The organism is Delftia sp. GW456-R20, from assembly GCF_001622915.1.
GTDB lineage: Bacteria > Pseudomonadota > Gammaproteobacteria > Burkholderiales > Burkholderiaceae_C > Comamonas > Comamonas acidovorans.
In genome coordinates, this window is record NZ_LWCN01000004.1 from 3,694,946 (window position 1) to 3,718,299 (window position 23,354).

Annotated in this window: 30 protein-coding genes; 5 read left to right on the plus strand and 25 right to left on the minus strand. The window is 64.4% G+C overall.

Annotation, left to right across the window (positions count from 1 at the left end; all coding sequences use genetic code 11):
- Positions 1-80: 80 nt before the first annotated feature.
- A complete protein-coding gene (locus A4F85_RS21835; RefSeq protein WP_012202344.1) occupies positions 81-698 on the minus strand; it encodes a hypothetical protein in 618 nt (205 codons plus the stop codon).
- 123 nt (positions 699-821) lie between these two features.
- On the opposite strand from A4F85_RS21835, the gene A4F85_RS21840 reads away from it, so the two are divergent.
- Entirely contained in the window at positions 822-1,325 is a 504-nt protein-coding gene (locus A4F85_RS21840) for a TlpA disulfide reductase family protein (RefSeq protein ID WP_043780365.1), read from the plus strand.
- A gap of 72 nt (positions 1,326-1,397) precedes the next feature.
- Here A4F85_RS21840 and A4F85_RS21845 read toward each other — a convergent pair whose 3' ends face one another.
- Complete coding sequence (locus tag A4F85_RS21845; protein WP_034397888.1) at positions 1,398-1,844, minus strand: c-type cytochrome; 447 nt, start codon at positions 1,842-1,844, stop codon at positions 1,398-1,400.
- Positions 1,845-2,002: 158 nt separating this feature from the next.
- On the opposite strand from A4F85_RS21845, the gene A4F85_RS21850 reads away from it, so the two are divergent.
- Both A4F85_RS21850 and A4F85_RS21855 read left to right on the plus strand, forming a co-directional pair.
- Entirely contained in the window at positions 2,003-2,701 is a 699-nt protein-coding gene (locus A4F85_RS21850; protein WP_063328055.1) for a cytochrome b/b6 domain-containing protein, read from the plus strand.
- Positions 2,702-2,766: 65 nt separating this feature from the next.
- Complete coding sequence (locus A4F85_RS21855) at positions 2,767-3,258, plus strand: GNAT family N-acetyltransferase (RefSeq protein ID WP_043780357.1); 492 nt, start codon at positions 2,767-2,769, stop codon at positions 3,256-3,258.
- A gap of 113 nt (positions 3,259-3,371) precedes the next feature.
- Here the strand turns inward: A4F85_RS21855 and A4F85_RS21860 are convergent, their stop codons facing one another.
- The 21 genes from A4F85_RS21860 to A4F85_RS21960 all read right to left on the minus strand — a co-directional run bounded on the left by A4F85_RS21860 (position 3,372) and on the right by A4F85_RS21960 (position 18,151).
- On the minus strand, positions 3,372-3,878 hold the full coding sequence (locus A4F85_RS21860; RefSeq protein ID WP_013800250.1) for a peroxiredoxin: 507 nt from the start codon (positions 3,876-3,878) through the stop codon (positions 3,372-3,374).
- Between the two features lie 118 nt (positions 3,879-3,996).
- Positions 3,997-4,266 (minus strand): 30S ribosomal protein S17, encoded by a 270-nt coding sequence (gene rpsQ / locus A4F85_RS21865; protein ID WP_012202338.1) that lies wholly within the window; start codon positions 4,264-4,266, stop codon positions 3,997-3,999.
- Positions 4,267-4,279: 13 nt separating this feature from the next.
- A complete protein-coding gene (rpmC, locus tag A4F85_RS21870; protein ID WP_012202337.1) occupies positions 4,280-4,477 on the minus strand; it encodes a 50S ribosomal protein L29 in 198 nt (65 codons plus the stop codon).
- A gap of 10 nt (positions 4,478-4,487) precedes the next feature.
- A complete protein-coding gene (rplP, locus tag A4F85_RS21875; RefSeq protein ID WP_012202336.1) occupies positions 4,488-4,904 on the minus strand; it encodes a 50S ribosomal protein L16 in 417 nt (138 codons plus the stop codon).
- 2 nt (positions 4,905-4,906) lie between these two features.
- A complete protein-coding gene (gene rpsC / locus A4F85_RS21880; RefSeq protein ID WP_012202335.1) occupies positions 4,907-5,779 on the minus strand; it encodes a 30S ribosomal protein S3 in 873 nt (290 codons plus the stop codon).
- 16 nt (positions 5,780-5,795) lie between these two features.
- Positions 5,796-6,128 carry a 50S ribosomal protein L22 gene (gene rplV, locus A4F85_RS21885; RefSeq protein WP_012202334.1) on the minus strand — a complete coding sequence of 111 codons (333 nt, stop codon included), beginning with the start codon at positions 6,126-6,128 and terminating at the stop codon, positions 5,796-5,798.
- A 10-nt stretch (positions 6,129-6,138) separates the two neighbouring features.
- Entirely contained in the window at positions 6,139-6,414 is a 276-nt protein-coding gene (gene rpsS, locus A4F85_RS21890) for a 30S ribosomal protein S19 (protein ID WP_012202333.1), read from the minus strand.
- Between the two features lie 10 nt (positions 6,415-6,424).
- The gene (rplB, locus tag A4F85_RS21895) at positions 6,425-7,249 is read right to left on the minus strand and encodes a 50S ribosomal protein L2 (protein WP_012202332.1); all 825 of its coding nucleotides are present in this window, start codon (positions 7,247-7,249) and stop codon (positions 6,425-6,427) included.
- A gap of 2 nt (positions 7,250-7,251) precedes the next feature.
- Positions 7,252-7,566 (minus strand): 50S ribosomal protein L23, encoded by a 315-nt coding sequence (rplW, locus tag A4F85_RS21900; protein WP_012202331.1) that lies wholly within the window; start codon positions 7,564-7,566, stop codon positions 7,252-7,254.
- A complete protein-coding gene (rplD, locus tag A4F85_RS21905; RefSeq protein ID WP_012202330.1) occupies positions 7,563-8,183 on the minus strand; it encodes a 50S ribosomal protein L4 in 621 nt (206 codons plus the stop codon). The genes rplW and rplD overlap by 4 nt, the downstream gene beginning before the upstream one ends.
- Positions 8,183-8,857 carry a 50S ribosomal protein L3 gene (rplC, locus tag A4F85_RS21910; protein ID WP_012202329.1) on the minus strand — a complete coding sequence of 225 codons (675 nt, stop codon included), beginning with the start codon at positions 8,855-8,857 and terminating at the stop codon, positions 8,183-8,185. Before rplC ends, rplD begins: the two co-directional genes overlap by 1 nt.
- A 210-nt stretch (positions 8,858-9,067) precedes the next feature.
- A complete protein-coding gene (rpsJ, locus tag A4F85_RS21915) occupies positions 9,068-9,379 on the minus strand; it encodes a 30S ribosomal protein S10 (RefSeq protein WP_003059431.1) in 312 nt (103 codons plus the stop codon).
- Positions 9,380-9,403: 24 nt separating this feature from the next.
- Positions 9,404-10,594: an elongation factor Tu gene (tuf, locus tag A4F85_RS21920; RefSeq protein ID WP_013800249.1), complete on the minus strand. Its 1,191-nt coding sequence runs from the start codon at positions 10,592-10,594 to the stop codon at positions 9,404-9,406.
- Between the two features lie 174 nt (positions 10,595-10,768).
- Positions 10,769-12,877 (minus strand): elongation factor G, encoded by a 2,109-nt coding sequence (gene fusA, locus A4F85_RS21925; protein WP_013800248.1) that lies wholly within the window; start codon positions 12,875-12,877, stop codon positions 10,769-10,771.
- A 148-nt stretch (positions 12,878-13,025) separates the two neighbouring features.
- Positions 13,026-13,499, minus strand: a complete 474-nt coding sequence (gene rpsG / locus A4F85_RS21930) for a 30S ribosomal protein S7 (RefSeq protein ID WP_012202326.1) — start codon at positions 13,497-13,499, stop codon at positions 13,026-13,028.
- 160 nt (positions 13,500-13,659) lie between these two features.
- A complete protein-coding gene (rpsL, locus tag A4F85_RS21935) occupies positions 13,660-14,037 on the minus strand; it encodes a 30S ribosomal protein S12 (RefSeq protein WP_012202325.1) in 378 nt (125 codons plus the stop codon).
- 157 nt (positions 14,038-14,194) lie between these two features.
- Complete coding sequence (locus A4F85_RS21940) at positions 14,195-15,364, minus strand: D-alanyl-D-alanine carboxypeptidase family protein (protein WP_013800247.1); 1,170 nt, start codon at positions 15,362-15,364, stop codon at positions 14,195-14,197.
- 92 nt (positions 15,365-15,456) lie between these two features.
- Positions 15,457-16,092, minus strand: a complete 636-nt coding sequence (locus A4F85_RS21945; RefSeq protein ID WP_012202323.1) for an alpha/beta hydrolase — start codon at positions 16,090-16,092, stop codon at positions 15,457-15,459.
- Positions 16,093-16,172: 80 nt separating this feature from the next.
- The gene (locus A4F85_RS21950; protein ID WP_063327689.1) at positions 16,173-16,547 is read right to left on the minus strand and encodes a (2Fe-2S) ferredoxin domain-containing protein; all 375 of its coding nucleotides are present in this window, start codon (positions 16,545-16,547) and stop codon (positions 16,173-16,175) included.
- Between the two features lie 10 nt (positions 16,548-16,557).
- Entirely contained in the window at positions 16,558-17,691 is a 1,134-nt protein-coding gene (locus A4F85_RS21955) for a VanZ family protein (RefSeq protein ID WP_063327690.1), read from the minus strand.
- A gap of 31 nt (positions 17,692-17,722) precedes the next feature.
- The gene (locus A4F85_RS21960) at positions 17,723-18,151 is read right to left on the minus strand and encodes a CopD family protein (protein ID WP_013800243.1); all 429 of its coding nucleotides are present in this window, start codon (positions 18,149-18,151) and stop codon (positions 17,723-17,725) included.
- A 123-nt stretch (positions 18,152-18,274) separates the two neighbouring features.
- Between A4F85_RS21960 and hemB the strand changes: the two genes are divergently transcribed.
- Both hemB and A4F85_RS21970 read left to right on the plus strand, forming a co-directional pair.
- Positions 18,275-19,282, plus strand: coding sequence for a porphobilinogen synthase (hemB, locus tag A4F85_RS21965; protein ID WP_013800242.1), 1,008 nt, complete (start codon positions 18,275-18,277; stop codon positions 19,280-19,282).
- A gap of 4 nt (positions 19,283-19,286) precedes the next feature.
- A complete protein-coding gene (locus A4F85_RS21970) occupies positions 19,287-20,489 on the plus strand; it encodes a magnesium transporter CorA family protein (protein WP_063327691.1) in 1,203 nt (400 codons plus the stop codon).
- Here the strand turns inward: A4F85_RS21970 and A4F85_RS21975 are convergent.
- Positions 20,486-22,444, minus strand: coding sequence for a sensor histidine kinase (locus A4F85_RS21975; RefSeq protein ID WP_063327692.1), 1,959 nt, complete (start codon positions 22,442-22,444; stop codon positions 20,486-20,488). The genes A4F85_RS21970 and A4F85_RS21975 overlap by 4 nt on opposite strands.
- Before the next feature lie 19 nt (positions 22,445-22,463).
- The gene (locus A4F85_RS21980; protein ID WP_063327693.1) at positions 22,464-23,201 is read right to left on the minus strand and encodes a response regulator transcription factor; all 738 of its coding nucleotides are present in this window, start codon (positions 23,199-23,201) and stop codon (positions 22,464-22,466) included.
- Positions 23,202-23,354: the final 153 nt, after the last annotated feature.

The following is a 23,354-nucleotide window of genomic DNA, read 5'->3' on the forward strand; positions in this document are numbered from 1 at the left end:
CAGGACAACCGGCGCGCCTGCACTGCGTTCCATGCCACAGCTGCCTCCCGCATCCGTGGCTCCGAAACCTGTTGCCGTTGCTATTGCAGTTGCAGGCTGGCGAAGAAGTTGTTGGCCTCGTCTGTGCGCGGCTTGTCGCTGTAGATCACGGCATGGTAGAGGCGTGCGCCTGCCGGCTCCATTCGTGCAAACCACACGCCATGGGCGGTGAGCTTCCAGCCCTGGGGCCCCACGCCTTCAAACGTGGTGCGCAGCGACTGCGGCAGATTCAGTGCGCCTGCAGGCAGGAAAGGGCCATCTTCCTTGGAGCGCAGTTGCTTGGCGCCCGCCGGTGCCTGCCCCGGAGCACCCGGGTTCATCTGGCCGAGCACGGCTGCCTGCCAGTACGACAGCATCTCGGCGGCTCTGGACGGCTCGCTGACCAGGAAGTGGGACACCGCGTAGGTCGACGCATCGGCATCGCATCCCATCATGGACATCTGCACCGTGCCCATGCCCTGGCCCAGTTCCACCGGCCGTGTTGCGGATTGCGGATCGCAGGGCAAGAGCACGCGCAGCGGCGTGCCTTCGACCGCGACCTGCCGCCAATCCAGCCTGGGACTGCAGGCGGCCAGGGGCGCCAACACCAGCAGCGCGGCGCCGAGCCGCAGGGCCAGAGCGCGGCCCTTTGCTTTCGAAAAGCTTTCCATCAATGTCATGCCGGCATTATCGGCATGGCCCGACCTGTCCGAGCCCCGAACTTTTGCCCTTGCCGCGCATCGAAAGGCGGTGCACGGCATGCGTGCAGGCCTTCGGGCGCAACTTTGGGCACAATCGTCGCTATGGCAAGCAAACATTGGATCGCAGGCGTGGTGATCGCCGCAGCCGCCGGCATGGGCGCATGGGTGTATTCGGGTGCCGGCCAGACGGCGGCGCCGCAGTCCACCTTCGTGCTGCTGGACGGCAGCAAGCAGACCACGGCCGACCTCAAGGGCAAGGTGACCTTGGTGAACTTCTGGGCCACCAGCTGCACCACCTGCGTGGCCGAGATGCCCGAGATCGTTGCCACCCACCAGAAATTCCAGAGCCAGGGCTTCGAGACCCTGGCCGTGGCCATGAGCTACGACCCGCCCAGCTATGTGGTGAACTTCGCCGATTCGCGCAAGCTGCCTTTCAAGGTCGCGCTGGACAACACCGGCGCCGTGGCCCGGGCCTGGGGCGATGTGCAACTGACTCCCACCACCTACATCGTCAACAAGCGTGGCGACATCGTGAAGCGCTATGTGGGCGCACCTGACTTCGCGGAGTTGCATCGGCTGATCGAGAAGCTGCTGGCCGAGGCCTGATACAGCGCAGACCAGGGCACAAAAAAACCGGCACCAGGCCGGTTTTTCATTGGGGCATCCTCCGCCCGCCGCTCAACGGCTGCGGAAGCTGTCGTGGCACGCCTTGCAGCTGGCGGCGGCCGGGCCGAAGGCCGCCTTGAGCTGGTCCAGGTTGCCGGACTTGGCCGCAGCCGCGAGCTTGACCGTCTCGGCCTGCATCTTCTCCGACAGGTCCTGGAACTTGGCCTGCTCCTTCCAGATTTCAGGCTTGGCCTTTCCACCTTCCGTGCCCGCGCCGAACGCGGCCCAGGGCAGCTTGGCCATGAAGGCCACCACCTCGGCGTTTTCCTGGGCCGCCTTGGCATCGAAGGGGATCTTTCCGTTCGCCATGGCGCCCAGGCGCCCGAAGTGCTGGCCCAGCACGGCGAGCGCGCCCTGGCGGTACTTGATGGCGTCTTCGGACTTGGCGAACTGTGCGGACGCGGGCAGCGCCGTGGCGGCCAGCAGGGCGGCCAGCGCCCATGCAGAAACTTTCTTCATCGTGGTTTTCCTTTGGGAGTGTGGGGAAATCTGCCGGGCCAGTATGGCAGCGGCGTCTTGCCGGCGCCGCTTTGATTGACCACGGCCAGGGTGCATTCCTGGTCCTCGCAGGAATGCGGGGCGGCACAATGCCCCATCCCCATCCCAGCTTTCATGCCATGGCACAAGAATCGACCGCACAAGGCGCCGCCAAGCACAAGGTCCGCATCTGGGACCTGCCCACCCGGCTGTTTCACTGGCTGCTGGCCGCAACGGTGGTCGGCCTGGTCGTGACGGCCAAGCTGGGCGGCAATGCCATGAACTGGCATCTGCTGCTGGGCCATGCCATGCTGGCCCTGCTGCTGTTCCGCCTGCTTTGGGGCCTGGTGGGCGGCCGCTGGTCGCGCTTTGCCAGCTTCATCCACGCGCCCGCCACCGTGCTGCGCCATGTGCGGGGACAAGGAACGGAGAGAGACAGCGCAGGCCACAGCCCGCTGGGCGCCCTGTCCGTGTTTGCCATGCTGGCCGTGCTGATCGCCCAGGTGGGCAGCGGGTTGCTCAGCGACGACGAGATTGCGTTCTCCGGCCCGCTGGGACGCTTTGTATCGGGCGACACCGTGGCACAGGCCACCGCCTACCACGCGCACTGGGGGCAGTATCTGCTGTACGCGCTGGTGGCCCTGCACCTGTTGGCCATCCTGTTCTATGCCTGGCGCGGACGGGGCCTGGTGCGCGCCATGGTGACGGGAGACAAGCACTTGCCCGAACCCCTGCCCTCTTCACGCGACACGGCAGCCAGCCGCCTGTTGGCCTTGGTCCTGGCGTTGGTGGCGGGGGCCGCCGCATGGTGGGTGCAGCAGCTGGGGGGTGCTTTCTGACGGCGTGGCCAGATGTTGCCAGCTTGCCGCTACACTGCGTTTTCCGTCGTTTTAGCCAAGTGCCCGTGGACAAGCCTGCTGTCGCCTTGCTGGCGCCGAATCCCCTGGAAGACATGGACGAAGTCCGCCAGATCTTCCAGGAGTACGCCGCAAGCCTGGATGTCGATCTGCAATTTCAAGATTTCGAGGCCGAGATCGCCGATCTGCCTGGCGACTACGCATCGCCGCGCGGCCACATCCTGCTGGCCAAGGTCGATGGCGCCGTGGCCGGCTGCTGCGCCTTGCGCCCGCTGGACAACTGCGATTACGCCAACGCCGCCGAGATGAAGCGCCTGTTCGTGCGCAAGGCCTTTCGCGGTTTCGGCCTGGGCCGCCAGCTCGCCGAGGCCATGCTCGATGTGGCGCGCCAGGCCGGCTATGACCATGTGCTGCTGGACACGCTGGACGATATGGAGTCGGCGCGCGCCCTCTACACGGACCTGGGCTTCCAGGAAATCCCGCCCTACTATCACAACCCCATCGCAGGGGCGCATTACCTCAAGGCCGATATCTTCTAGGCCCGGCTGAAGCGGCCTCCTGAAACACAAAAAGGCATTGCACCTGGGTGCAATGCCTTTTTTCGCAAAAGCGCGGTGCCCAGGCCCGGCAGGCCTGCAGCACACGATCAGGATCAGGCCTTGGCCTGGCCCAGCAGGGTGGCAGCGTCGCTGACTTCGAACTTGCCAGGGCCTTCCACGTTCAGCGTGGCGACCTTGCCGTCCTTGACCAGCATGGAGTAGCGGTTGCTGCGCAGGCCCAGGCCCTTGCCGTTCAGGTCCAGCGTCAGGCCGGTGGCCTTGGCGAAGGCGGCATCGCCGTCGGCCAGCATGCGCACCTTGCCGTCGGTCTTCTGGTCACGGGCCCACGCGCCCATCACGAAGGCGTCGTTGACCGACAGGCACCAGATCTCGTCCACGCCGGCAGCCTTGAAGGCTTCGGCCTGCTCCACGAAGCCGGGCACATGCTTGGCCGAGCAGGTGGGAGTGAATGCGCCGGGCACGGCGAAGACCGCGATGGTCTTGCCGGCAGCGGCTTCGGGCAGCTTCACGGGGTTGGGGCCGATGCTGCAGCCATTGCCTTCGACTTCCACGTATTCCATCAGGGTGGCAGCGGGCAGGGCATCTCCGACTTTGATCATCTCTATCTCCTTTGTGGTGCAAAACCGGGGGCCGCCGAAATGGAGGTCCCCAAACGAAAAAACGACCCACATTGTGGGTCGTTTCCTGTGGCCTTGCAGCCGGTGGGCCTGTGTAGGCTTACACCAGAGCAGCCTTTTGCACCAAGCGGGTAGCAACCCAATTCTTGGTCTTGGACAGCGGGCGGCTTTCCGTGATTTCAACCACGTCGCCCAGCTTGTATTCACCTTGCTCGTCGTGAGCGTGGTACTTGCTGGACTTGATCATGATCTTGTCATAGATCGGGTGCTTGACGCGGCGTTCAACCATGACCGTCACGGTCTTGGCACGCTTGTCGCTGACCACCTTGCCAATCAAGGTGCGCTTGAGGGATTTTTTAGCTTCCGTCATGTCGGCTTCCTGATTACTTGGCAGCTTGCTTTTCAGCAAGGATGGTCTTGGCGCGGGCGATGTCACGGCGCGTGGTACGCAGCGTGTTCGTGTTACCCAGCTGTTGCGTAGCCTTTTGCATACGCAGGCCAAAGTGAGCCTTTTGCAGGGACTTCACTTCGGCTTCCAGGCCGGCAACGTCTTTTTGGCGGAGTTCAGCAGCTTTCGTCATGTTGTTCTCCTTAGGCACCAATTTGACGGGACACGAAGGTCGTACGCAGCGGCAGCTTTGCAGCGGCCAGGCGGAACGCTTCACGAGCCAGCTCTTCAGGGACGCCCACGATTTCGTAGAGCACCTTGCCGGGCTGGATTTCGGCCACGTAGTACTCGGGGTTGCCCTTACCGTTACCCATACGCACTTCTGCGGGCTTGGTAGAGATTGGCTTGTCCGGGAACACGCGGATCCAGATACGACCGCCACGCTTGACGTGACGCGAGATCGCGCGGCGAGCCGCTTCGATCTGACGCGCCGTCAGGCGACCACGGTCAGTGGACTTCAGGCCGAAGTCACCGAAAGCAACGGAGTTACCACGCGTTGCGATACCGGTGTTGCGACCCTTTTGCTCCTTGCGGTATTTGCGGCGAGCAGGTTGCAGCATCTTTATTCTCCTTTACCGTCCGCTGCTGTAGCGGGCGCGTCAGTCTTGCGAACGCGCTTAACGGAATCAGCGCCAGCGCCGGCGGGCTTATCGCTGCCGTCAGCAGGTGCTGCGTTAGCGCCTGCGGGGCGGCGGGCACCACGGCCAGCACCGTCACGACGACCATCGCCGCGACCATCACGGCGGGGGCCGCGAGGACGACGTTCTTCTTCGGGGCGGGGGGTCTCGGCTGCCGGCAGGTCGTTACGACCCAGCGTGTCACCCTTGTAGACCCAGACCTTCACACCGATCACACCGTAGGTCGTCTTGGCTTCGGAGAAGCCATAGTCGATGTCGGCGCGCAGTGTGTGAAGTGGCACACGGCCTTCGCGATACCACTCGCAACGTGCAATTTCGATACCGTTCAGACGGCCCGAAGACATGATCTTGATGCCTTGGGCACCCAGACGCATGGCGTTTTGCATTGCACGCTTCATGGCGCGGCGGAACATGATGCGCTTTTCGAGCTGCTGGCAGATCGAATCGGCGATCAGCTTGGCATCGATTTCAGGCTTGCGCACTTCTTCGATGTTCACAGCCACGGGCACGCCCAGACGGGTTGCGAGTTCCTTCTTCAGGTTCTCGATGTCCTCGCCCTTCTTGCCGATCACGACACCAGGACGTGCCGAGAAGATCGTGATGCGGGCGTTCTTTGCAGGACGCTCGATCAGGATGCGCGACACGGCGGCATTCTTCAGCTTGGCCTTCAGGAACTCGCGCACCTTGATGTCTTCGGCCAGCATGCCGGCGAAGTCACGGTTGCTTGCGTACCAACGGCTGGCCCAGTTGCGGCTAACAGCCAGGCGGAAGCCGGTAGGATGGATTTTCTGTCCCATATTCTTCCCAGGCCTTTCAGTTGCCAACCGTCACGTACACGTGGCACGTGGGCTTGCTGATGCGATTGCCGCGGCCCTTTGCACGCGCGGTGAAGCGCTTGAGCGTGGTGCCTTGTTCGACGAAGATGGTCTTGACCTTCAGTTCGTCGATGTCGGCGCCGTCGTTGTGCTCGGCGTTGGCGATGGCGGACTCGAGCACCTTCTTGATGATCACGGCAGCTTTTTTCTGCGTGAACGTCAGAATGTTCAGGGCTTGGTCCACTTTCTTGCCGCGGATCAGGTCCGCGACCAGGCGACCCTTGTCCACAGACAGGCGGACGCCACGGAGAACAGCACGTGTTTCAGACATGTTCTATTCCTTACTTCTTGGCTTTTTTGTCCGCCGGGTGACCCTTGAAGGTACGGGTCAGCGCGAATTCGCCGAGCTTGTGGCCGACCATCTGGTCAGTCACATACACGGGCACGTGCTGCTTGCCGTTGTGCACGGCGATGGTCAGACCGATGAACTCGGGCAGAACCATGGAGCGACGCGACCAGGTCTTGACGGGCTTCTTGTCCTTGGTGGCGACGGCCTTTTCGGCCTTTGCCAGCAAGTGATGGTCAACAAACGGACCCTTTTTAAGAGAACGAGTCATTTGCTACCCTTTACTTCTTGCGACGCGACACAATCATCGACTGCGTGCGCTTGTTGTTACGGGTACGGTAGCCCTTCGTCAGGTTGCCCCATGGGTCAACAGCGTGACGACCTTCACCGGTCTTGCCTTCACCACCACCGTGCGGGTGATCGACAGGGTTCATCACCACGCCGCGAACGGTCGGGCGAATACCCATCCAACGCTTCACACCGGCCTTGCCCAGACGGCGCAGGCTGTGTTCTTCGTTGGCGACTTCACCGATGGTCGCGCGGCATTCGATGTGCACCTTGCGCACTTCGCCGGAACGCATACGCACTTGGGCGTAGATGCCTTCACGGGCCAGCAGCGTAGCCGACGTACCTGCCGAACGGGCGATCTGCGCGCCAGCGCCGATCTTCAGTTCGATGCAGTGGATGGTCGAACCCACGGGGATGTTGCGGATCGGCAGGGTGTTGCCCACGCGGATCGGGGCTTCCGAACCGCTGACGATCGTTGCGCCGACTTCCAGGTTGCGCGGAGCAATGATGTAGCGACGCTCGCCGTCGGCATAGCACACCAGAGCGATGTGGGCCGTACGGTTGGGGTCGTACTCAATGCGCTCGACCTTGGCGGGGATGCCGTCCTTGGTGCGCTTGAAGTCCACCACGCGATAGTGGTGCTTGTGGCCACCGCCCTTGTGACGGGTGGTGATGTGACCGTTGTTGTTACGGCCCGACTTCTGGTGCTGAGGCTCCAGCAGGGGGGCGAAACCTGCACCCTTGTGCAGATGGTCACGCGTGACCTTGACCGTGCCGCGTTGGCCGGGGGTCGTCGGTTTGAGCTTGATAACAGCCATGATTACGCAGCCTCCCCGGACAGGTTCAGCTCTTGACCGGGCTTGAGCATCACGTAGGCCTTGCGAACGTGGTCGCGGCGGCCAGTGGTCTTGCCAAAGCGCTTGGTCTTGCCCTTGATGTTCACCACGGAGACACCAGCAACTTCCACCTTGAACATCAGTTCCACGGCGGCCTTGATTTCATGCTTGGTGGCGCTCTGCAGCACCTTGAACGTCACGGCGTTGGACTTCTCGGCAACCATGGTGGCCTTTTCGGACACGATGGGAGCAACCAACACCTGCATCAGACGACCTTCGTCAAACTTGAGCGTGCTCATTCGAACATCTCCTTGAGTTTGTCGATCGCACCCTTGGTGACGAGCACTTTCTTGTAGTGCACCAGCGACACGGGGTCGGCGTAGCGCGGCTCGACCACGAACACGTTCTTCAGATTGCGGGAAGCCAGGTACAGGTTCTCGTCGACTTCTTCAGCGATCACCATGACCGATTCCAGGTTCATGGCCTTGAACTTGTCGGCCAGCACCTTGGTCTTGGGGCTTTCGAGCTTCAGCGAGTCCACCACGGCCAGACGGCCTTCGCGGGCCAGCTGCGACAGGATGGCAACCATACCGGCGCGGTACATCTTCTTGTTGATCTTCTGCGTGAAGTTTTCTTCAGGCAGATTCGGGAAGATGCGGCCGCCGCCACGCCACAGAGGCGAGGAAGACATACCGGCACGAGCACGGCCGGTGCCCTTTTGCTTGAACGGCTTGGCAGTCGTGTGACGAACCTGCTCGCGGTCCTTCTGAGCGCGAGTGCCCTGACGTGCGTTGGCACGGTAGGCGATCACGATCTGGTGGACGAGGTCTTCGTTGAATTCACGACCGAAAACAGTCTCGGGCGCATCGAACTTGGATGCGGCCTGGCCTTGTTCATTCAGGAGTTCGAGCTGCATTAGTTCGCTCCCTTGGAAGCTTTGGCCTTGATGGCGGGGCGCACCGTCACGAAGCCACCCTTGGAGCCCGGAACAGCGCCCTTGATCAAGAGCAGTTGGCGTGCTTCGTCAATGCGAACCACGTCGAGATTTTGGGTGGTGATGGTTTCATCGCCCATGTGACCGGTCATCTTCTTGCCCGGGAACACGCGACCTGGATCCTGGGCCATCGAGATGGAACCGGGAACATTGTGCGAACGGCTGTTGCCGTGCGAGGCGCGCTGCGAGCGGAAGTTGTGACGCTTGATGGTGCCGGCGAAGCCCTTACCGATGGAAGTGCCTTGCACGTCCACCTTCTGGCCCACCGAGAACAGCTCGGCAACGGGCAGGACGGAGCCTGCGGCGTACTTGCCAGCGGTTTCTTCGGTCACGCGGAATTCACCCATCACTTCACCGGCTTCGACACCTGCCTTGGCAAGGTGGCCGGCTTCTGGCTTGGTCACGCGAGATGCCTTGCGCGAACCGAAAGTGACCTGCAGGGCCACGTAGCCATCGTTCTCTTGGGTTTTGACCTGAGTCACACGGTTGTTGGACACATCCACCACCGTGACGGGCACTGCGTCCCCGTCATCGGTGAACAGACGCATCATGCCCACCTTGCGACCCAGCAACCCGAGGGAGTTGCTCAGACTCATTTGTTTGCTCCAAAACTTTCGCCGCTGAAACTGCAATTGGCCCAGCGTTGCGCTCCCGCCCCAGATGTCCAAGGCCTTGCGCACGAAAGAAGGTTGATAAAACTTCGCTCAAGAAAGGCGAAGCCCCAAATTTTAACGCGAACTGCCTTTTCAAGCAAGTTCGCGTTAAATCAAAGCCCTTCAACGGCCCCGCAAGGGGCCGTGAAGTTCTTATTGCAGCTTGATCTCGACGTCCACGCCTGCGGGCAGGTCCAGCTTCATCAGAGCGTCAACCGTCTTGTCAGTCGGGTCAACGATGTCCATCAGGCGCTGGTGAGTGCGGATTTCGAACTGGTCGCGGCTGGTCTTGTTGACGTGCGGCGAGCGCAGGATGTCGAAACGCTTCATGCGTGTCGGCAGGGGCACGGGACCCTTGACGATCGCGCCGGTGCGCTTGGCAGTGTCAACGATTTCAGCAGCCGACTGGTCGATCAGCTTGTAGTCAAACGCCTTCAGGCGGATGCGGATTTTTTGCTTGGACATTGTGTATTCCTAGTTTTCCAAGAATTACGCAATGATCTTTGCAACCACGCCAGCGCCCACGGTACGGCCACCTTCGCGGATAGCGAAGCGCAGACCTTCTTCCATGGCGATGGGAGCGATCAGCTTGACGGTGATCGACACGTTGTCGCCAGGCATCACCATTTCCTTGTCGGCGGGCAGCTCGATGGAGCCGGTCACGTCGGTCGTACGGAAATAGAACTGGGGACGGTAGTTGTTGAAGAACGGAGTGTGGCGACCACCTTCGTCCTTGGACAGCACGTACACCTCAGCCGTGAAGTGGGTGTGGGGCTTGATGGAGCCGGGCTTGCACAGCACTTGGCCGCGTTCCACGTCTTCACGCTTGGTGCCGCGCAGCAGCAGACCCACGTTGTCGCCAGCTTGACCTTGGTCCAGCAGCTTGCGGAACATTTCCACGCCGGTGACGATGGTCTTCTGGGTGTCGCGGATACCGACGATTTCGATTTCTTCGCCGACCTTGATGATGCCGCGCTCGATACGGCCAGTCACCACGGTGCCACGGCCAGAGATCGAGAACACGTCTTCCACGGGCATTGCGAAGGCACCGTCCACAGCGCGCTCGGGCGTGGGGATGTAGGAGTCCAGTGCTTCAGCCAGGCGCAGGATGGCAGGTTCGCCCTTGTCGGACTGGTCGCCTTCCAGGGCCAGCTTGGCCGAGCCGCGGATGATGGGGGTGTCGTCGCCGGGGAAGTCGTACTTGGCAAGCAGCTCGCGCACTTCCATTTCGACCAGTTCCAGCAGCTCTTCGTCGTCCACCATGTCGCACTTGTTCAGGAACACGATGATGTAGGGCACGCCCACCTGACGGGCCAGCAGGATGTGCTCGCGGGTCTGGGGCATGGGGCCGTCAGCGGCCGAGCACACCAGGATGGCGCCGTCCATTTGAGCAGCGCCGGTGATCATGTTCTTGACGTAGTCGGCGTGGCCGGGGCAGTCAACGTGAGCGTAGTGGCGACCGGCCGTTTCGTACTCGACGTGGGCGGTGTTGATCGTGATGCCGCGAGCCTTTTCTTCAGGTGCTGCGTCGATCTGGTCGTAAGCCTTGGCTTCGCCGCCGAACTTCTTGGACAGAACGGTAGCGATAGCAGCCGTCAGGGTCGTCTTGCCGTGGTCCACGTGACCGATGGTGCCAACGTTGACGTGCGGCTTGTTCCGCTGGAATTTTTCTTTTGCCATGATTTCTCCGAAAGAGCAAAACCTGTGTGATGTTTAAGGTCTGCACCCCATTGCTTGGTCGCCCCGCACAGGTGACAGGGCGGCATGGGATCGCAGACCGGCAAAAACCGCAGCACCCCGGCGCCAAAACGCCTGGGTGCTGCGATTCAAAAGCCTTCAATTATACAAAAAAGCTTACTTCGAGCGAGCAGCAACGATGGCTTCAGCCACGTTACGGGGAGCTTCAGAGTAGTGCTTGAACTCCATCGTGTACGTAGCGCGGCCTTGCGTCTGCGAGCGCAGCGACGTGGCGTAGCCGAACATTTCCGACAGAGGCACTTCAGCCTTGATGGACTTGCCGCCGCCGGCCATGTCGTCCATGCCCTGCACCATACCGCGACGCGAGGACAGATCGCCCATCACGGTACCGGCGTAGTCTTCAGGCGTCTCGACTTCCACAGCCATCATGGGTTCCAGGATGACGGGGCTGGCCTTGCGGGCAGCTTCCTTGAAACCGAAGATGGCGGCCATCTTGAACGCCATTTCGTTCGAGTCCACATCGTGGTACGAACCGAAGGTCAGCGTGACCTTCACGTCCACGACAGGGTAGCCAGCCAGCACGCCGGAAGTCAGCGCTTCGATCACGCCCTTCTCGACTGCGGGGATGTATTCGCGAGGAACCACACCGCCCTTGATGGCGTCGACGAACTCGAAGCCCTTGCCGGGTTCCTGGGGTTCGACCGTGAACACCACGTGGCCGTACTGACCCTTACCACCGGACTGGCGAACGAACTTGCCGTCCACGTCCACGACCTTCTGGCGAATGGTTTCGCGGTAGGCAACCTGGGGCTTGCCCACGTTGGCTTCCACGTTGAATTCGCGCTTCATGCGGTCAACGATGATTTCCAGGTGCAGCTCGCCCATGCCGGCGATGATGGTCTGGCCCGATTCTTCGTCGGTACGCACGCGGAACGACGGATCTTCGGCAGCCAGGCGCGACAGGGCGATGCCCATCTTTTCCTGGTCGGCCTTGGACTTGGGCTCCACGGCCTGTGCAATCACGGGCTCGGGGAAGACCATGCGTTCCAGCACGATGGGGGCGTCCACGGAGCACAGCGTTTCGCCGGTCGTCACGTCCTTCAGGCCCACGCAGGCAGCGATGTCGCCGGCGCGGATTTCTTCGACTTCCACGCGCTCGTTGGCCATCATCTGCACGATACGGCCGATGCGTTCCTTCTTGCCCTTGACCGAGTTGAACACGGTGTCGCCCTTGGTCAGGACGCCCGAGTACACGCGCACGAAGGTCAGCTGACCGACGAACGGGTCGGTCATCAGCTTGAAGGCCAGTGCCGCAAACTTTTCACCGTCGTCGGCCTTGCGGCTGAGCTTGGTTTCTTCGTTTTCGGGATCGGTACCGGTGACGTCAGGGATGTCCACAGGCGCCGGCAGGTAGTCGATCACGGCGTCCAGCATGCGCTGCACACCCTTGTTCTTGAAAGCGGTACCGCACAGCATGGGCTGGATTTCGGTAGCCAGCGTACGAGCGCGCAGGCCGGCCTTCACGTCTTCTTCGGACAGAGTACCTTCTTCCAGGTACTTGTTCATCAGCTCTTCGCTGGCTTCAGCGGCGGCTTCCACGAGGTTCTCACGCCACTTGTTGGCGGTCTCCACCAGCTCGGCGGGGATCTCGTGGTATTCGAACTTCATGCCTTGCGAGGCTTCGTCCCAGATGATGGCCTTCATCTTGACGAGGTCGACCACGCCCTTGAAGTTGTCTTCGGCGCCGATCGGGATCACGACGGGCACGGGGTTGGCCTTCAGGCGCAGCTTCATCTGGTCAACGACCTTGAAGAAGTTGGCGCCGGTACGGTCCATCTTGTTCACGAAGGCCAGACGGGGCACCTTGTACTTGTTGGCTTGGCGCCACACGGTTTCCGACTGGGGCTGCACGCCGCCCACGGCGCAGTACACCATGCAGGCGCCGTCCAGCACGCGCATGGAACGCTCCACCTCAATGGTGAAGTCCACGTGGCCGGGGGTATCGATGATGTTGAAACGGTGTTCGGGGTAGGACAGGTCCATGCCCTTCCAGAAGCAGGTCACTGCAGCGGAAGTGATGGTGATGCCGCGCTCTTGCTCTTGCTCCATCCAGTCGGTCGTAGCAGCGCCGTCGTGCACTTCGCCCAGCTTGTGGGTCACACCGGTATAGAACAGGATACGTTCCGTGGTGGTGGTTTTGCCTGCGTCAATGTGGGCGGAGATACCGATGTTGCGGTAGCGCTCGATGGGGGTCTTGCGAGCCATGATGGATCCTTGATCGTATGGAGGGAGTCTCTGCCCGTTCCAGCCTCATGGTGCAGACGGACAGCAGTCTTATCTGGGGATGCTCCTAATCGAGACAAGGCCGCAGGCAAAAATGCATGCGGCCTGTCTGATCGGGAGCGAAGTGCTCTTAGAAGCGGAAGTGGCTGAATGCCTTGTTGGCTTCGGCCATGCGGTGAACTTCGTCACGGCGCTTCATGGCGCCGCCACGGCCTTCGGTGGCCTCGAGCAGTTCGTTGGCCAGGCGCTGGGCCATGGACTTCTCGCCGCGCTTGCGGGCGGCTTCCTTCAGCCAACGCATGGACAGGGCCAGGCGACGCACGGGGCGCACTTCGACGGGCACTTGGTAGTTGGCACCGCCAACACGGCGGGACTTCACTTCGACCATGGGCTTGACGTTGTTGATGGCAACAACGAAGGCTTCCAGCGGGTCTTTGTCAGGGTGCTTCTTTTGAATCAGGTCCAGGGCACCGTAGATGATGCGTTCTGCGACCGCCTTCTTGCCGCCTTCCATGATCACGTTCATGAACTTGGACAGCTCGACATTGCCGAACTTGGGATCCGGCAGGATTTCACGTTTGGGGACTTCGCGACGACGTGGCATTTTTTACCTCTATCTTGCTTCAGTTGGCATCTTTTCAGACACCGCGAGAGTCAACAGGACTCCCACTTACTCGACCCGCGCAAAACACTTGCGTTTGGGGTCACTACGCTGAATCTCGCGCCACGCGGGATACAGCACCTTCCTCGAAAAAACGCAGGGCTTACTTGGCCTTGGGCTTCTTCGCGCCGTACTTGGAACGGGATTGCTTGCGGTCCTTGACGCCTTGCAGGTCAAGGGAGCCACGCACGATGTGGTAACGCACACCGGGCAAGTCCTTCACACGGCCGCCGCGCACCAGAACAACGCTGTGCTCTTGCAGGTTGTGGCCTTCACCACCGATGTAGGAGATGACCTCGAAGCCGTTGGTCAGGCGCACCTTGGCAACCTTACGCAGAGCGGAGTTAGGCTTCTTAGGCGTCGTGGTGTACACACGGGTGCACACGCCGCGGCGCTGAGGGCAGTTTTCCATAGCAGGGCTCTTGGATTTGACAACTTCGACCGTGCGGCCCTGACGCACGAGTTGGTTAATGGTTGGCATTAATAAACGTCCCTAAACGTGAATTGCTTGCGAAAAGCGAAAACGTGAATCCCTTCGGAAATTCCGAAAAGCCCTCGACTGTACCAGCTTGCGGGAGATCGCACAACTGCACCCCCTCCAAGCCAGTACGCGAGGGCCTGCGCGACAGGCGCGGGGCTTACTTGATCCAGAGGCGGATCGCATCCCAGGCACGGCCGAAGAAGCCTGCCTGCTCCACGCCTTCCAGCGCCACCAGCGGCACTTCGGCCACGGTGTCGGCACCCATCTTGACCTTGAGCGTGCCCATGGCCTGGCCCTTGGTGAACGGGGCGATCAGCGGGTCCTGGCGCACGACTTCGGTGCTCAGCTTGCCGCCGCTGCCGGCCGGCACGGTGACCACGATGGGCGTGGTGCGGCCGATCTTGACGGTGTTCGCCTTGCCCTTCCAGACTTCGGGCGTGGCCACGGCCTGCTCGGCATCGAACAGCTTGACCGAATCGAAGGCCGCATAGCCCCAGTTCAGCAGCTTCTGGCTTTCATTGGCACGCGCGTTCTCGCTGGCCGCGCCGAGCACGATGGAGATCAGGCGGCGGCTGCCCACGTTGGGCAGGTCGCGCTTGGCGGTGGCCACCAGGCAGTAGCCGGCGGCGGCCGTGTGGCCGGTCTTGAGGCCATCAACGGTCGGGTCGCGGAACAGCAGCGAGTTGCGGTTGGTGCCGTTGGAGGCCGGCGTGCCAGGATAGAAGTACTTCTTGGTCGAGTAGTAGTGCATGTACTCGGGGAAGTCCTGCATCAGGCGCTGGGCGAGGATGGACAGGTCGCGCGCCGTGGTCAGGTGGCCGGGCTCGGTCAGGCCTTCGGGGTTCTTGTAGCTGGTGTTCTTCATGCCCAGCGCCTTGGCCTGCTCATTCATGAGCCGCACGAAGTTCTCGGCCGAGCCGCCCACGCCTTCGGCCAGGGCCATGGTGGCGTCGTTGCCGGACTGCACGATCATGCCCTTGACCAGGTCATCGACCGGCACCTGCATCTTGGGGTCGATGAACATGCGCGAGCCGGGCATCTTCCAGGCGCGCTCGCTCACGGGCAGGCGCTGCTCCAGCGTGATCTTCTTGGCGCGCAGCGCGTCGAAGACCAGGTAGCCGGTCATCAGCTTGGTCAGCGAGGCCTGCTCGATGGGCGCATCGATGTCCTTGGCGCCCAGCACCTGGTTGGCGGTGACATCGACCAGCAGATAGTTGCGCGCCGCGATTTCGGGCGGCTGGGGCGGGGTGATCTGCGCCAGCGCCAGGGCCGGCGCCATGGCGGCCGCCAGTGCCAGGACTCGCAGCGTGGAGGAAAGTGGCTTCATGAGGAAAACTCTCGCTAAAGGGCAGGGAATGCAGGAAAGGCGAAAACATGCCCGCCCGATGGGGCAGGCCTGTTGAGCAGCGGCGCGGGCCGCTAGGGGAGTGAGCGCAAATGGCGGACCACGAGGCTTTTGAGCAGCGGCAATTGTCCGTGAAAGAAATGACCGCCCCCGGGCACGACGGTAACAGGCAGTATCTGCGGGCGCGCCCAGTCCATGACGGCAGACAGAGGCACCGTGTCATCGGCTTCGCCGTGCACCACCAGGGTCCGGTCATGGGCTTCGGGCGGGACAGGCGCCACGGTGAAACGGCTGGCCGCCGTTCCCACCAGCACCGCCTTTTCCACCCGGCCCTCGTTCCAGAGCCCCGCCAGCACATGGCTGGTGACGAAGGCCCCGAATGAGAAGCCGGCCAGCGCGATCGGTCCTTCGGGGGCGACCTGGCGGACCACGGACAGCATGTCCTGGGCCTCGCCGACGCCTGCGTCGTGCTCGCCGGCACTGGCGCCCACGCCGCGGAAGTTGAATCGCACGGCCGTGTAGCCGCACTGCACGAAGGCACGCGCCAGGGTCTGCACCACCTTGTTGTCCATGGTGCCGCCGAACAGCGGATGGGGGTGGGCGATGATGGCCACGCCGCGCGGCGGTGCATCGGCGGCCGGCGCATCGCGCAGGGCCTCCACGGCCCCGGCAAGGCCGGTCAAGGTCAAACGTTCGGTCTGCGCATTCACAATCGCTATCCTAGTAGTAGCAGCCAATCCAAGCTGACAAAGCACTGATGCCCGGAAAGGCCCAAAGTTCCAGCCGGTGCTCAGCGACCCACGTCGGGCGGCAGCAGCAGGCGCTCCACGGGCTGGCCGTTCTTGAGGTGGGACTCGACGATCTCGTCGATGTCGGTCTCGTCCACGAAGGTGTACCAGGTGCCTTCGGGGTAGACCACGGCCACGGGACCGCCCGCGCAGCGGTCCAGGCAGCCGGCCTTGTTCACACGCACCTGGCCCTTGCCGGCCAGGCCCAGCTGCTTGACCTGCTTCTTGCAGTGGTCAAAGCCCGCCTTGGCGCCGTGCAGCGCACAGCAGTCCTCGCCGTTGGGCCTCTCGTTGAGGCAAAAGAAGATGTGGCGCGCATAGTAGTTGCCTGCGCCTTGCTGGCCGCTGTCGGCCCCGGGACGTGGGTGTTCGCTCATGGAGCGGATTCTAGGCCTGCGGCACTGCAGGCGCCGGGGGCGGCGGCGGTGCCGCATCGCGGCGCGCCAGCCTGAGCAGCACATAGACCAGGGTCGCATAGGGCCACAGCCAGCCCAGCCACTGGCCCAGCCCGTAGAAGCGGATGAAGCGGCCCTGCTCCCAGGCCTGCAGCGTTTCCGAGAAATAGGCGCTGGTGGGCGCCTGGTTCAGGATGCTCAATTGCAGCACCAGCACCAGCAGCAAGAGGGCCGCACAGGCCCGGCGCGGCAGCGGCATGGCCACCATGGCCAGGCCCAGGCCACCCCACACGCCCATGCGCACCGGCAGGTCCACCCACTCCCAGGCATGGGCCGGCCCCCAGCTCAACGCGGCCGACAGTGCCGAGACACCGATGCCGATCACCACCGCAGAGCCCGCCAGCATGGCGCGCCGGCCCATGTGGCGCATCACGCAGTAGGCCAGCAGACAGGGCACCCACAGGCCCAGCATCACGCACAGCATCTCGGTCACGGGCGACAGCGGCGTCAGCGCGGACTCGCGCAGCGGCAGCCACATGAGGAAGGGCGTGCCTTCGAGCAGATCCAGCAGCCCCTGCTCCAGCCGCTCCAGCACCTGGCCCAGGCCAAAGGGCACGGCGGCGGGAAAGAGCAGCGCCCAGGGCCACAGTGCCAGCAGAACCATGGCACCGCCGCCGTCCTCGCCCAGCCAGTGGGTGCGAAAGGCGCTCCAGCGCGCCAGCGCGCCCAGCCGCTCCAGCAGCAGCGCCACCAGCGCCCCCAGCAGGGTGCCGCCCGCATTGAGCACCAGATCCAAGTTGGAGGGAACACGCCGCGGCAGGTAGATCTGCAGGAACTCCATGGACAGCGACAGCAGCGTGCCGGCCAGCGCCGCCAGCGGCACGGCCGCGCGCGGGCTGCCGCTGCGCACTAGGGCCAGCGCCAGGAAAAAGCCCAGCGGCGCGTAGCCGACGATATTGATGTTGACGTCGAACCAGGTCCAGTACGGCGGCGGGATCTTTGCCGTCAGGAAGACCAGCGGATCAATGCCCTGGGCACGCCAGCCATCGAAAGGAAACAGGCTCGCGAAAACGATGAGCACCGCATAGACCAGTGCCAGCGGCCAGGCCGAAGTCTTTTGCACCACGCCCTGCCTCCCTCTTCGTTGGATCGGTTTCTCAGAAAGGTTTGACGACCACCAGGATGACGATGGCCACCAGCAGCAGCACCGGCACCTCGTTGAAGAAGCGGAACCAGCGGTGGCTGTGCTGGTCCCGGTTGTCGATCAGCTTGCGCAGCAGGCGCGCGCAGGCGTGGTGGTAGCCGATGACCAGCAGCACGCCGGCGAGCTTGGCATGCATCCAGCCGTTGCCCGGCCCCTTGCCGATGCCGTAGCCCAGGTACAGCCACAGGCCCAGGCCCAGTGCAGGCACGGCCAGCAGCGTGGTGAAGCGCAGCAGCTTGCGTGCCATCAGCAGCAGGCGCTCGCGCTCGGCCACCGAGCCGGGCGTGACCATGGCCACGTTGACGAAGATGCGAGGCAGATAGAACAGGCCCGCAAACCAGCTTGCCACGAAAACGATATGAAAGGCTTTGACCCACAGCATGCGGGCAGTGTACGTGCGTACAGGGGTGCGCCAGGCTGCGCAGGCGCAAAAGCCGAGTCCCGCGTGCCGGCGTCGTCGCCAGGGTTGCGGGGCCGGCGGCGGGAATGGGGCACAATTTTCGGCATGCATCTGTCCAGCCCCACCCCCTTCCCGCACAACCGCCCCCGTCGCCTGCGCCGCGACGCCTTCACGCGCAATCTGGTGCGCGAGAACGTGCTCACGGCCCATGACTTCATCTACCCCGTGTTCGTGCACGAAGGCACGAACCAGCGCGAGGCCGTGCCCTCCATGCCCGGCGTGGACCGCCTGAGCCTGGACCTGCTGCTGCCCGTGGCCGAGCAGTGCGTGCAGCTGGAGATCCCGTTCCTGGCGCTGTTCCCCGCCATCGAGACCTCGCTGAAGACGCCCGACGGCAAGGAGGCACTCAACCCCGACGGCCTGATCCCGCGCGTGGTGCGTGCGCTCAAGAAGGAATTCCCGCAACTGGGCGTGATGACCGACGTGGCCCTGGACCCCTACACCAGCCACGGCCAGGACGGCATCCTGGATGAGTCCGGCTACATCATCAACGACGAGACCGTGCAGGTCCTGGTGGGCCAGGCCCTGAACCATGCCGAGGCCGGCGTGGACATGGTGGCGCCCAGCGACATGATGGACGGCCGCATCGGTGCCATCCGCGAGGCGCTGGAGGCCCACGGCCACATCCACACCCGCATCATGGCCTACAGCGCCAAGTACGCCAGCGCCTTCTACGGTCCGTTCCGCGACGCCGTGGGCACGCGCGGCGCGCTGGGCAAGGCCGACAAGAACGTCTACCAGATGGACCCCGCCAACACCGACGAGGCCCTGCGCGAAGTCGCCCAGGACCTGGCCGAAGGCGCCGACATGGTCATGGTCAAGCCCGGCATGCCGTACCTGGACGTGGTGCGCCGCGTCAAGGACGAGTTCGGCGTGCCCACCTTCGCCTACCAGGTCAGCGGCGAGTACGCCATGCTCAAGGCCGCCGCCGCCAACGGCTGGCTGGACCATGACCAGGTGATGATGGAATCGCTGCTGGCCTTCAAGCGCGCGGGTGCCGACGGCATCCTGACCTACTTCGCCATCGACGCCGCGCGCAAGCTGCGCGGCTGAGCGCATGCAGCCGGTGACGCCGCCCGCGGGAGCCGCTCCCGCCGCCAGGAACATGCGCATCTTCCACCTGCAGCCGGGCGGCGCCACCGAGCTGGCCGCCCTGCCCGACCAGGCGCCCGCGCAGGGATTCGTCTGGATATCCTGCACCCGCGCCACCTTGCAGGACCGGCTGGCCGAGGTGCAGCGCACGCTGCAGCTGCTGTCGGGCCAGCAGCTGGTGGACCTGCATGTCTCGGACCTGCTCAACGCCCAGCTGCCCTCGCGCTACGACTACACCTCGCAGTACGACCTGTTGGTGTTTCGCCGCCTGGCCAGCGGGCAGGCACGTGCCGCCCCGCAGGCCGGCACTGCCTCTTCGCCTGCGGCGCAGGCGCTGCCCCCCTCACCTCCCGTGCGCCGCACAGGTCCGCCCGTGCTGCGCAACATCGACACCAGCCCCGTGGGCTTTGCCATGTTCGATCAGGTGCTGCTGTCCGTGCACCCCGACGACTGCACCGTGCGCGACGCCTATGCCGCGCGGCTGCTGGCCGCCGTGCCCAATGACCCGCGCGAGGGACGGCTGAATCCCACCTCCGGCACGCGGCTGCCTGCCAGCCCGCCCGACCTCATGCTGCGCGTGGTCAACCTCATCGTGGACGGCTTCCTGGACCTGCGCCGCGAACTGTCGCGCCAGCTGGACCACTGGCAGACCGAGCTGCTGCGCCCGCGCACGCGCTTTGCCAACTGGAGCGCGCTACTGGACGCACGCCTGGCCCTGCACGAGCTGGACGAGGTCTGCGAAGACCAGCGCGCCGCCGTGCAGGACTGGACGGACGCGCTGGAGACCTGGGCGCCGCCTGAAGATGCGGCGGCGCTGCGCGAGCTGGACCTGCTCAAGGTGCGCAGCCGCGACGTACTGGAACACATAGAGCGCGTGGTCCACCACGTGCGGCGGCTGGAGCAAAGCACCGAGACCGTGGTGCAGATGCATTTTTCGGTGCAGAGCAACCGCACCAACGACATCATGCGCACGCTCACCGCGCTGACGGCCGTCTTCCTGCCGCTGAACCTGATTGCCGGCATCTTCGGCATGAATTTCGAATTCATCCCCCTGGTGCACAAGCAGGACGGCTTCTGGTGGGCCATGGGCTCGATGACGACGATTGCCGTGGGCCTGACCGTGTTCTTCTGGCGCAAGCGCTACATGGCGCGCACGGCGCAGGACTAGGGCCCCGCCCGCTCAAGCGGCATCCACAGCGTGAAGCGATTGCCGCCGGCCAGCGGCGCCCAGTCCAGCCGCGCCTGCAGCGCCAGCGCGCGCGTGCGCATGTTCGCCAGTCCCTTGCGGCCCTCGGTGGGTGCCCGGGCGCGGTCGAAGGGGTGGCCGTCGTCCTCCACCAGCACCTGCACGCCGGCCCGGCCGTCCAGGGGGGCCTGGGCCGTGCGCACCGTGATCTCGCGCGCGCCGCTGTGCTTGATGATGTTGGTAAGCACCTCCTGCAGGATGCGCAGCACATGCAGGGCGGCCTGCGCGTCCAGCCAGGGCAGCGCGGGCAGGTCGCTCACCTCCCAGTGCAGCCGCAGCCCCGCCCCCTCCAGGCGCGGCCCCAGCCGGTAGCGCAGCCCGGCCAGCAGCGCCAGCAGGTCGCAGTCCAGCGGCTCCAGCGAGTCGATGGACAGCTTCAGGTCATCGATGCACTCCTGCAGCAGCTGCACCAGGTCCACCGTGCCGGCCTGGTTGAACTCCACCACGCGCAGCGCGCTCATCAGCGAGGAGCCCACACCGTCGTGCATCTCGCGCATCAGGCGCTGGCGTTCCTGCATCAGCGTCTGCTCGCGCTCCACGGCCAGCAGGCGCTCATGGGCCTGGGCCAGCTCCGCCTCCTGGGCCTTGAGCCGTTCCGCCAGATGCAGGTTGGCGTTCTCTGCCACAGCCAGCGCACCGTTGTAGCGCCGGTAGGCCACCAGCAGGAACAGCGTGAACAGCCCCAGGTACACATAGGGCGTGAGGTAGATGCTCTCTATGCTGATCAGGTAGCTCTGCAGCGCCAGGTCATGGAAGCCGATGGGAAAAGACAGCAGCATCCACACGGCCAGCATGGTGCTGCCGCCATCACGCATGCGCCAGGCGCCCGCCACGGCCATGCACAGCACCAGGATCTCCGGCGGCACCATCAGCAGCCGCAGCAGCGGCAGGATGGTCTCGTGCGCCGGCCCCCACAGCGGCACCGCCACCAGCAGCACCGTGCCCACATAGCCCTGCAGCACCCTGCCCAGCCATGGCCGGCGCCTGCGCTGCATCAGGCACAGGAAATGGAAGGCCGCCACCGTGGCGCCCATGAGGCCGGCCAGCGTCAGCCAGGAGAACCAGCCGTCCGACAGGGCCAGCCCCTCGCCGTCCACCATGAACTGCAGCGAGCCCAGCAACTGGCACAGCGACATCAGGAAGAACAGCAGGAACACCACATCCCCGCGCCGCCGCTGCAGCGTCCACAGCGCCAGCGCGAACAGGCCCAGCACCAGGTAGGAGCCCGCCGTATAGACCACCAGATCGGCCTGGAGCAGGCTGCGCAGCCGCCAGGACAGGCGCAGCGACTCGGCCGGCCCCGCCCACAGGCTGGACAGCGCCCCGCCCACGCCCTGCTGGCTGGCCATGCGCACATGCACCTGCAGCGGCCTGCCCGGCTGCGCCAGCCCGCCCAGGTCCAGCCACACCGGCCGGTTGAAACTGTTCCATACCCGGCTGCCGCGCGTCTGCCAGGCCAGCTTCCCATCCACATACACCGCCACCGTGCCCACCGTCTGCCAGCGCGGGATATACAGGCGCGCGCCCTGGGGCGTGGGCGCCAGCGCCTCCGGCGGCACCACGGCGCGGAACCAGCGCACCTCGGGCGGCGCCGCTGCCAGGTCGCCGCTGCCCGACACGGCCCTGTCGCCCCCATAGGGCAGGTCCACATCGCTCCACGGCGTCGATGCATCCAGCACCGCGTCGTCGGCCGACGCAAGCGCCGCAGGCGGCGCCCAGTGCGGGCTGTCCGACCGCCACAGCTGCGCCTGGCGCAGTTGCACCGCTTCGCCTGCGGCGGGGCCACGCAGCCCGAACGCCCCCGCCAGCAGCATCGCCAGCGCCACCAGCCCCGCCGAAACCAGCAAGACCCTCCCCCGCAGCAGCGGCTGCGTCATCTGCCCACCCTGGCGGCGCTCATTGCCGCCCCTCGGCCAGCCAGCCGCGCTGCAAGGCCACATGCATCATCTGCGTGCGGCTGGACACCTGCAGCTTGCCGTAGATGCGCCGCACGAAGGTGCGCACCGTATGGCGCGACACGCCCAACTGGCGCGCCACCTCGTCCAGCGTATGGCCGCGCGCCACCAGGCGCAGCACCTCCAGCTCGCGCGCAGACAGCGCCTGCGCGGCGGCCTGGGGCTCGGCAGGCGGCTGCAGCCCGGCCACCGCCCCGGCCCGCTGCTGGCGCAGCAGCAGCTTGCGCGCCACCATGGGATTGATGGGGCTGCCGCCCGCGTGCAGGCTGCGCACCTCCTCCAGCACCGCGTCGGCGGCCAGGTCCTTGAGCAGATAGCCCATGGCGCCGGCCTCGATGGCGGCCAGCACATGCTGCTCGTCGCCAAAGATGGTGCTGACCATCACCGCCGCCCCGGGGTGGCGGGTGCGCACGGCAGCAATCACCTCCAGGCCGCTGCCGTCGGGCAGGCCCAGGTCCACCAGCATCACGTCCATGGCACCGGCCCCATCGGCCCGGCCGAGCTGGTGCAGGGCCTCCGCGCGGCTGGCTGCCGCCCAGCACAGGACCATGTCCTTCGCGGCATTGATCACGCCCACCAGGGCGTGGCGGCAGGCGGCGTCGTCCTCCACCACGGCCACGCGGATGACTGTGGCGCCACCCGTCGCGGCGGCAGAGGAAGGGTCTGTGTGCGTGTCCATGGAGGTGGAGTGCGTGGAGAGGGCCGCATGTTCACATGGAACAAGACCGCTGTCATGTCGCCCGGATAGGTGACATGGGTGACACGGGCGGCATGGCGCCCCCGGCCCCTCTCATCGCCCATGTAGCCCGAACGGGGGACATACAGAAAGCCG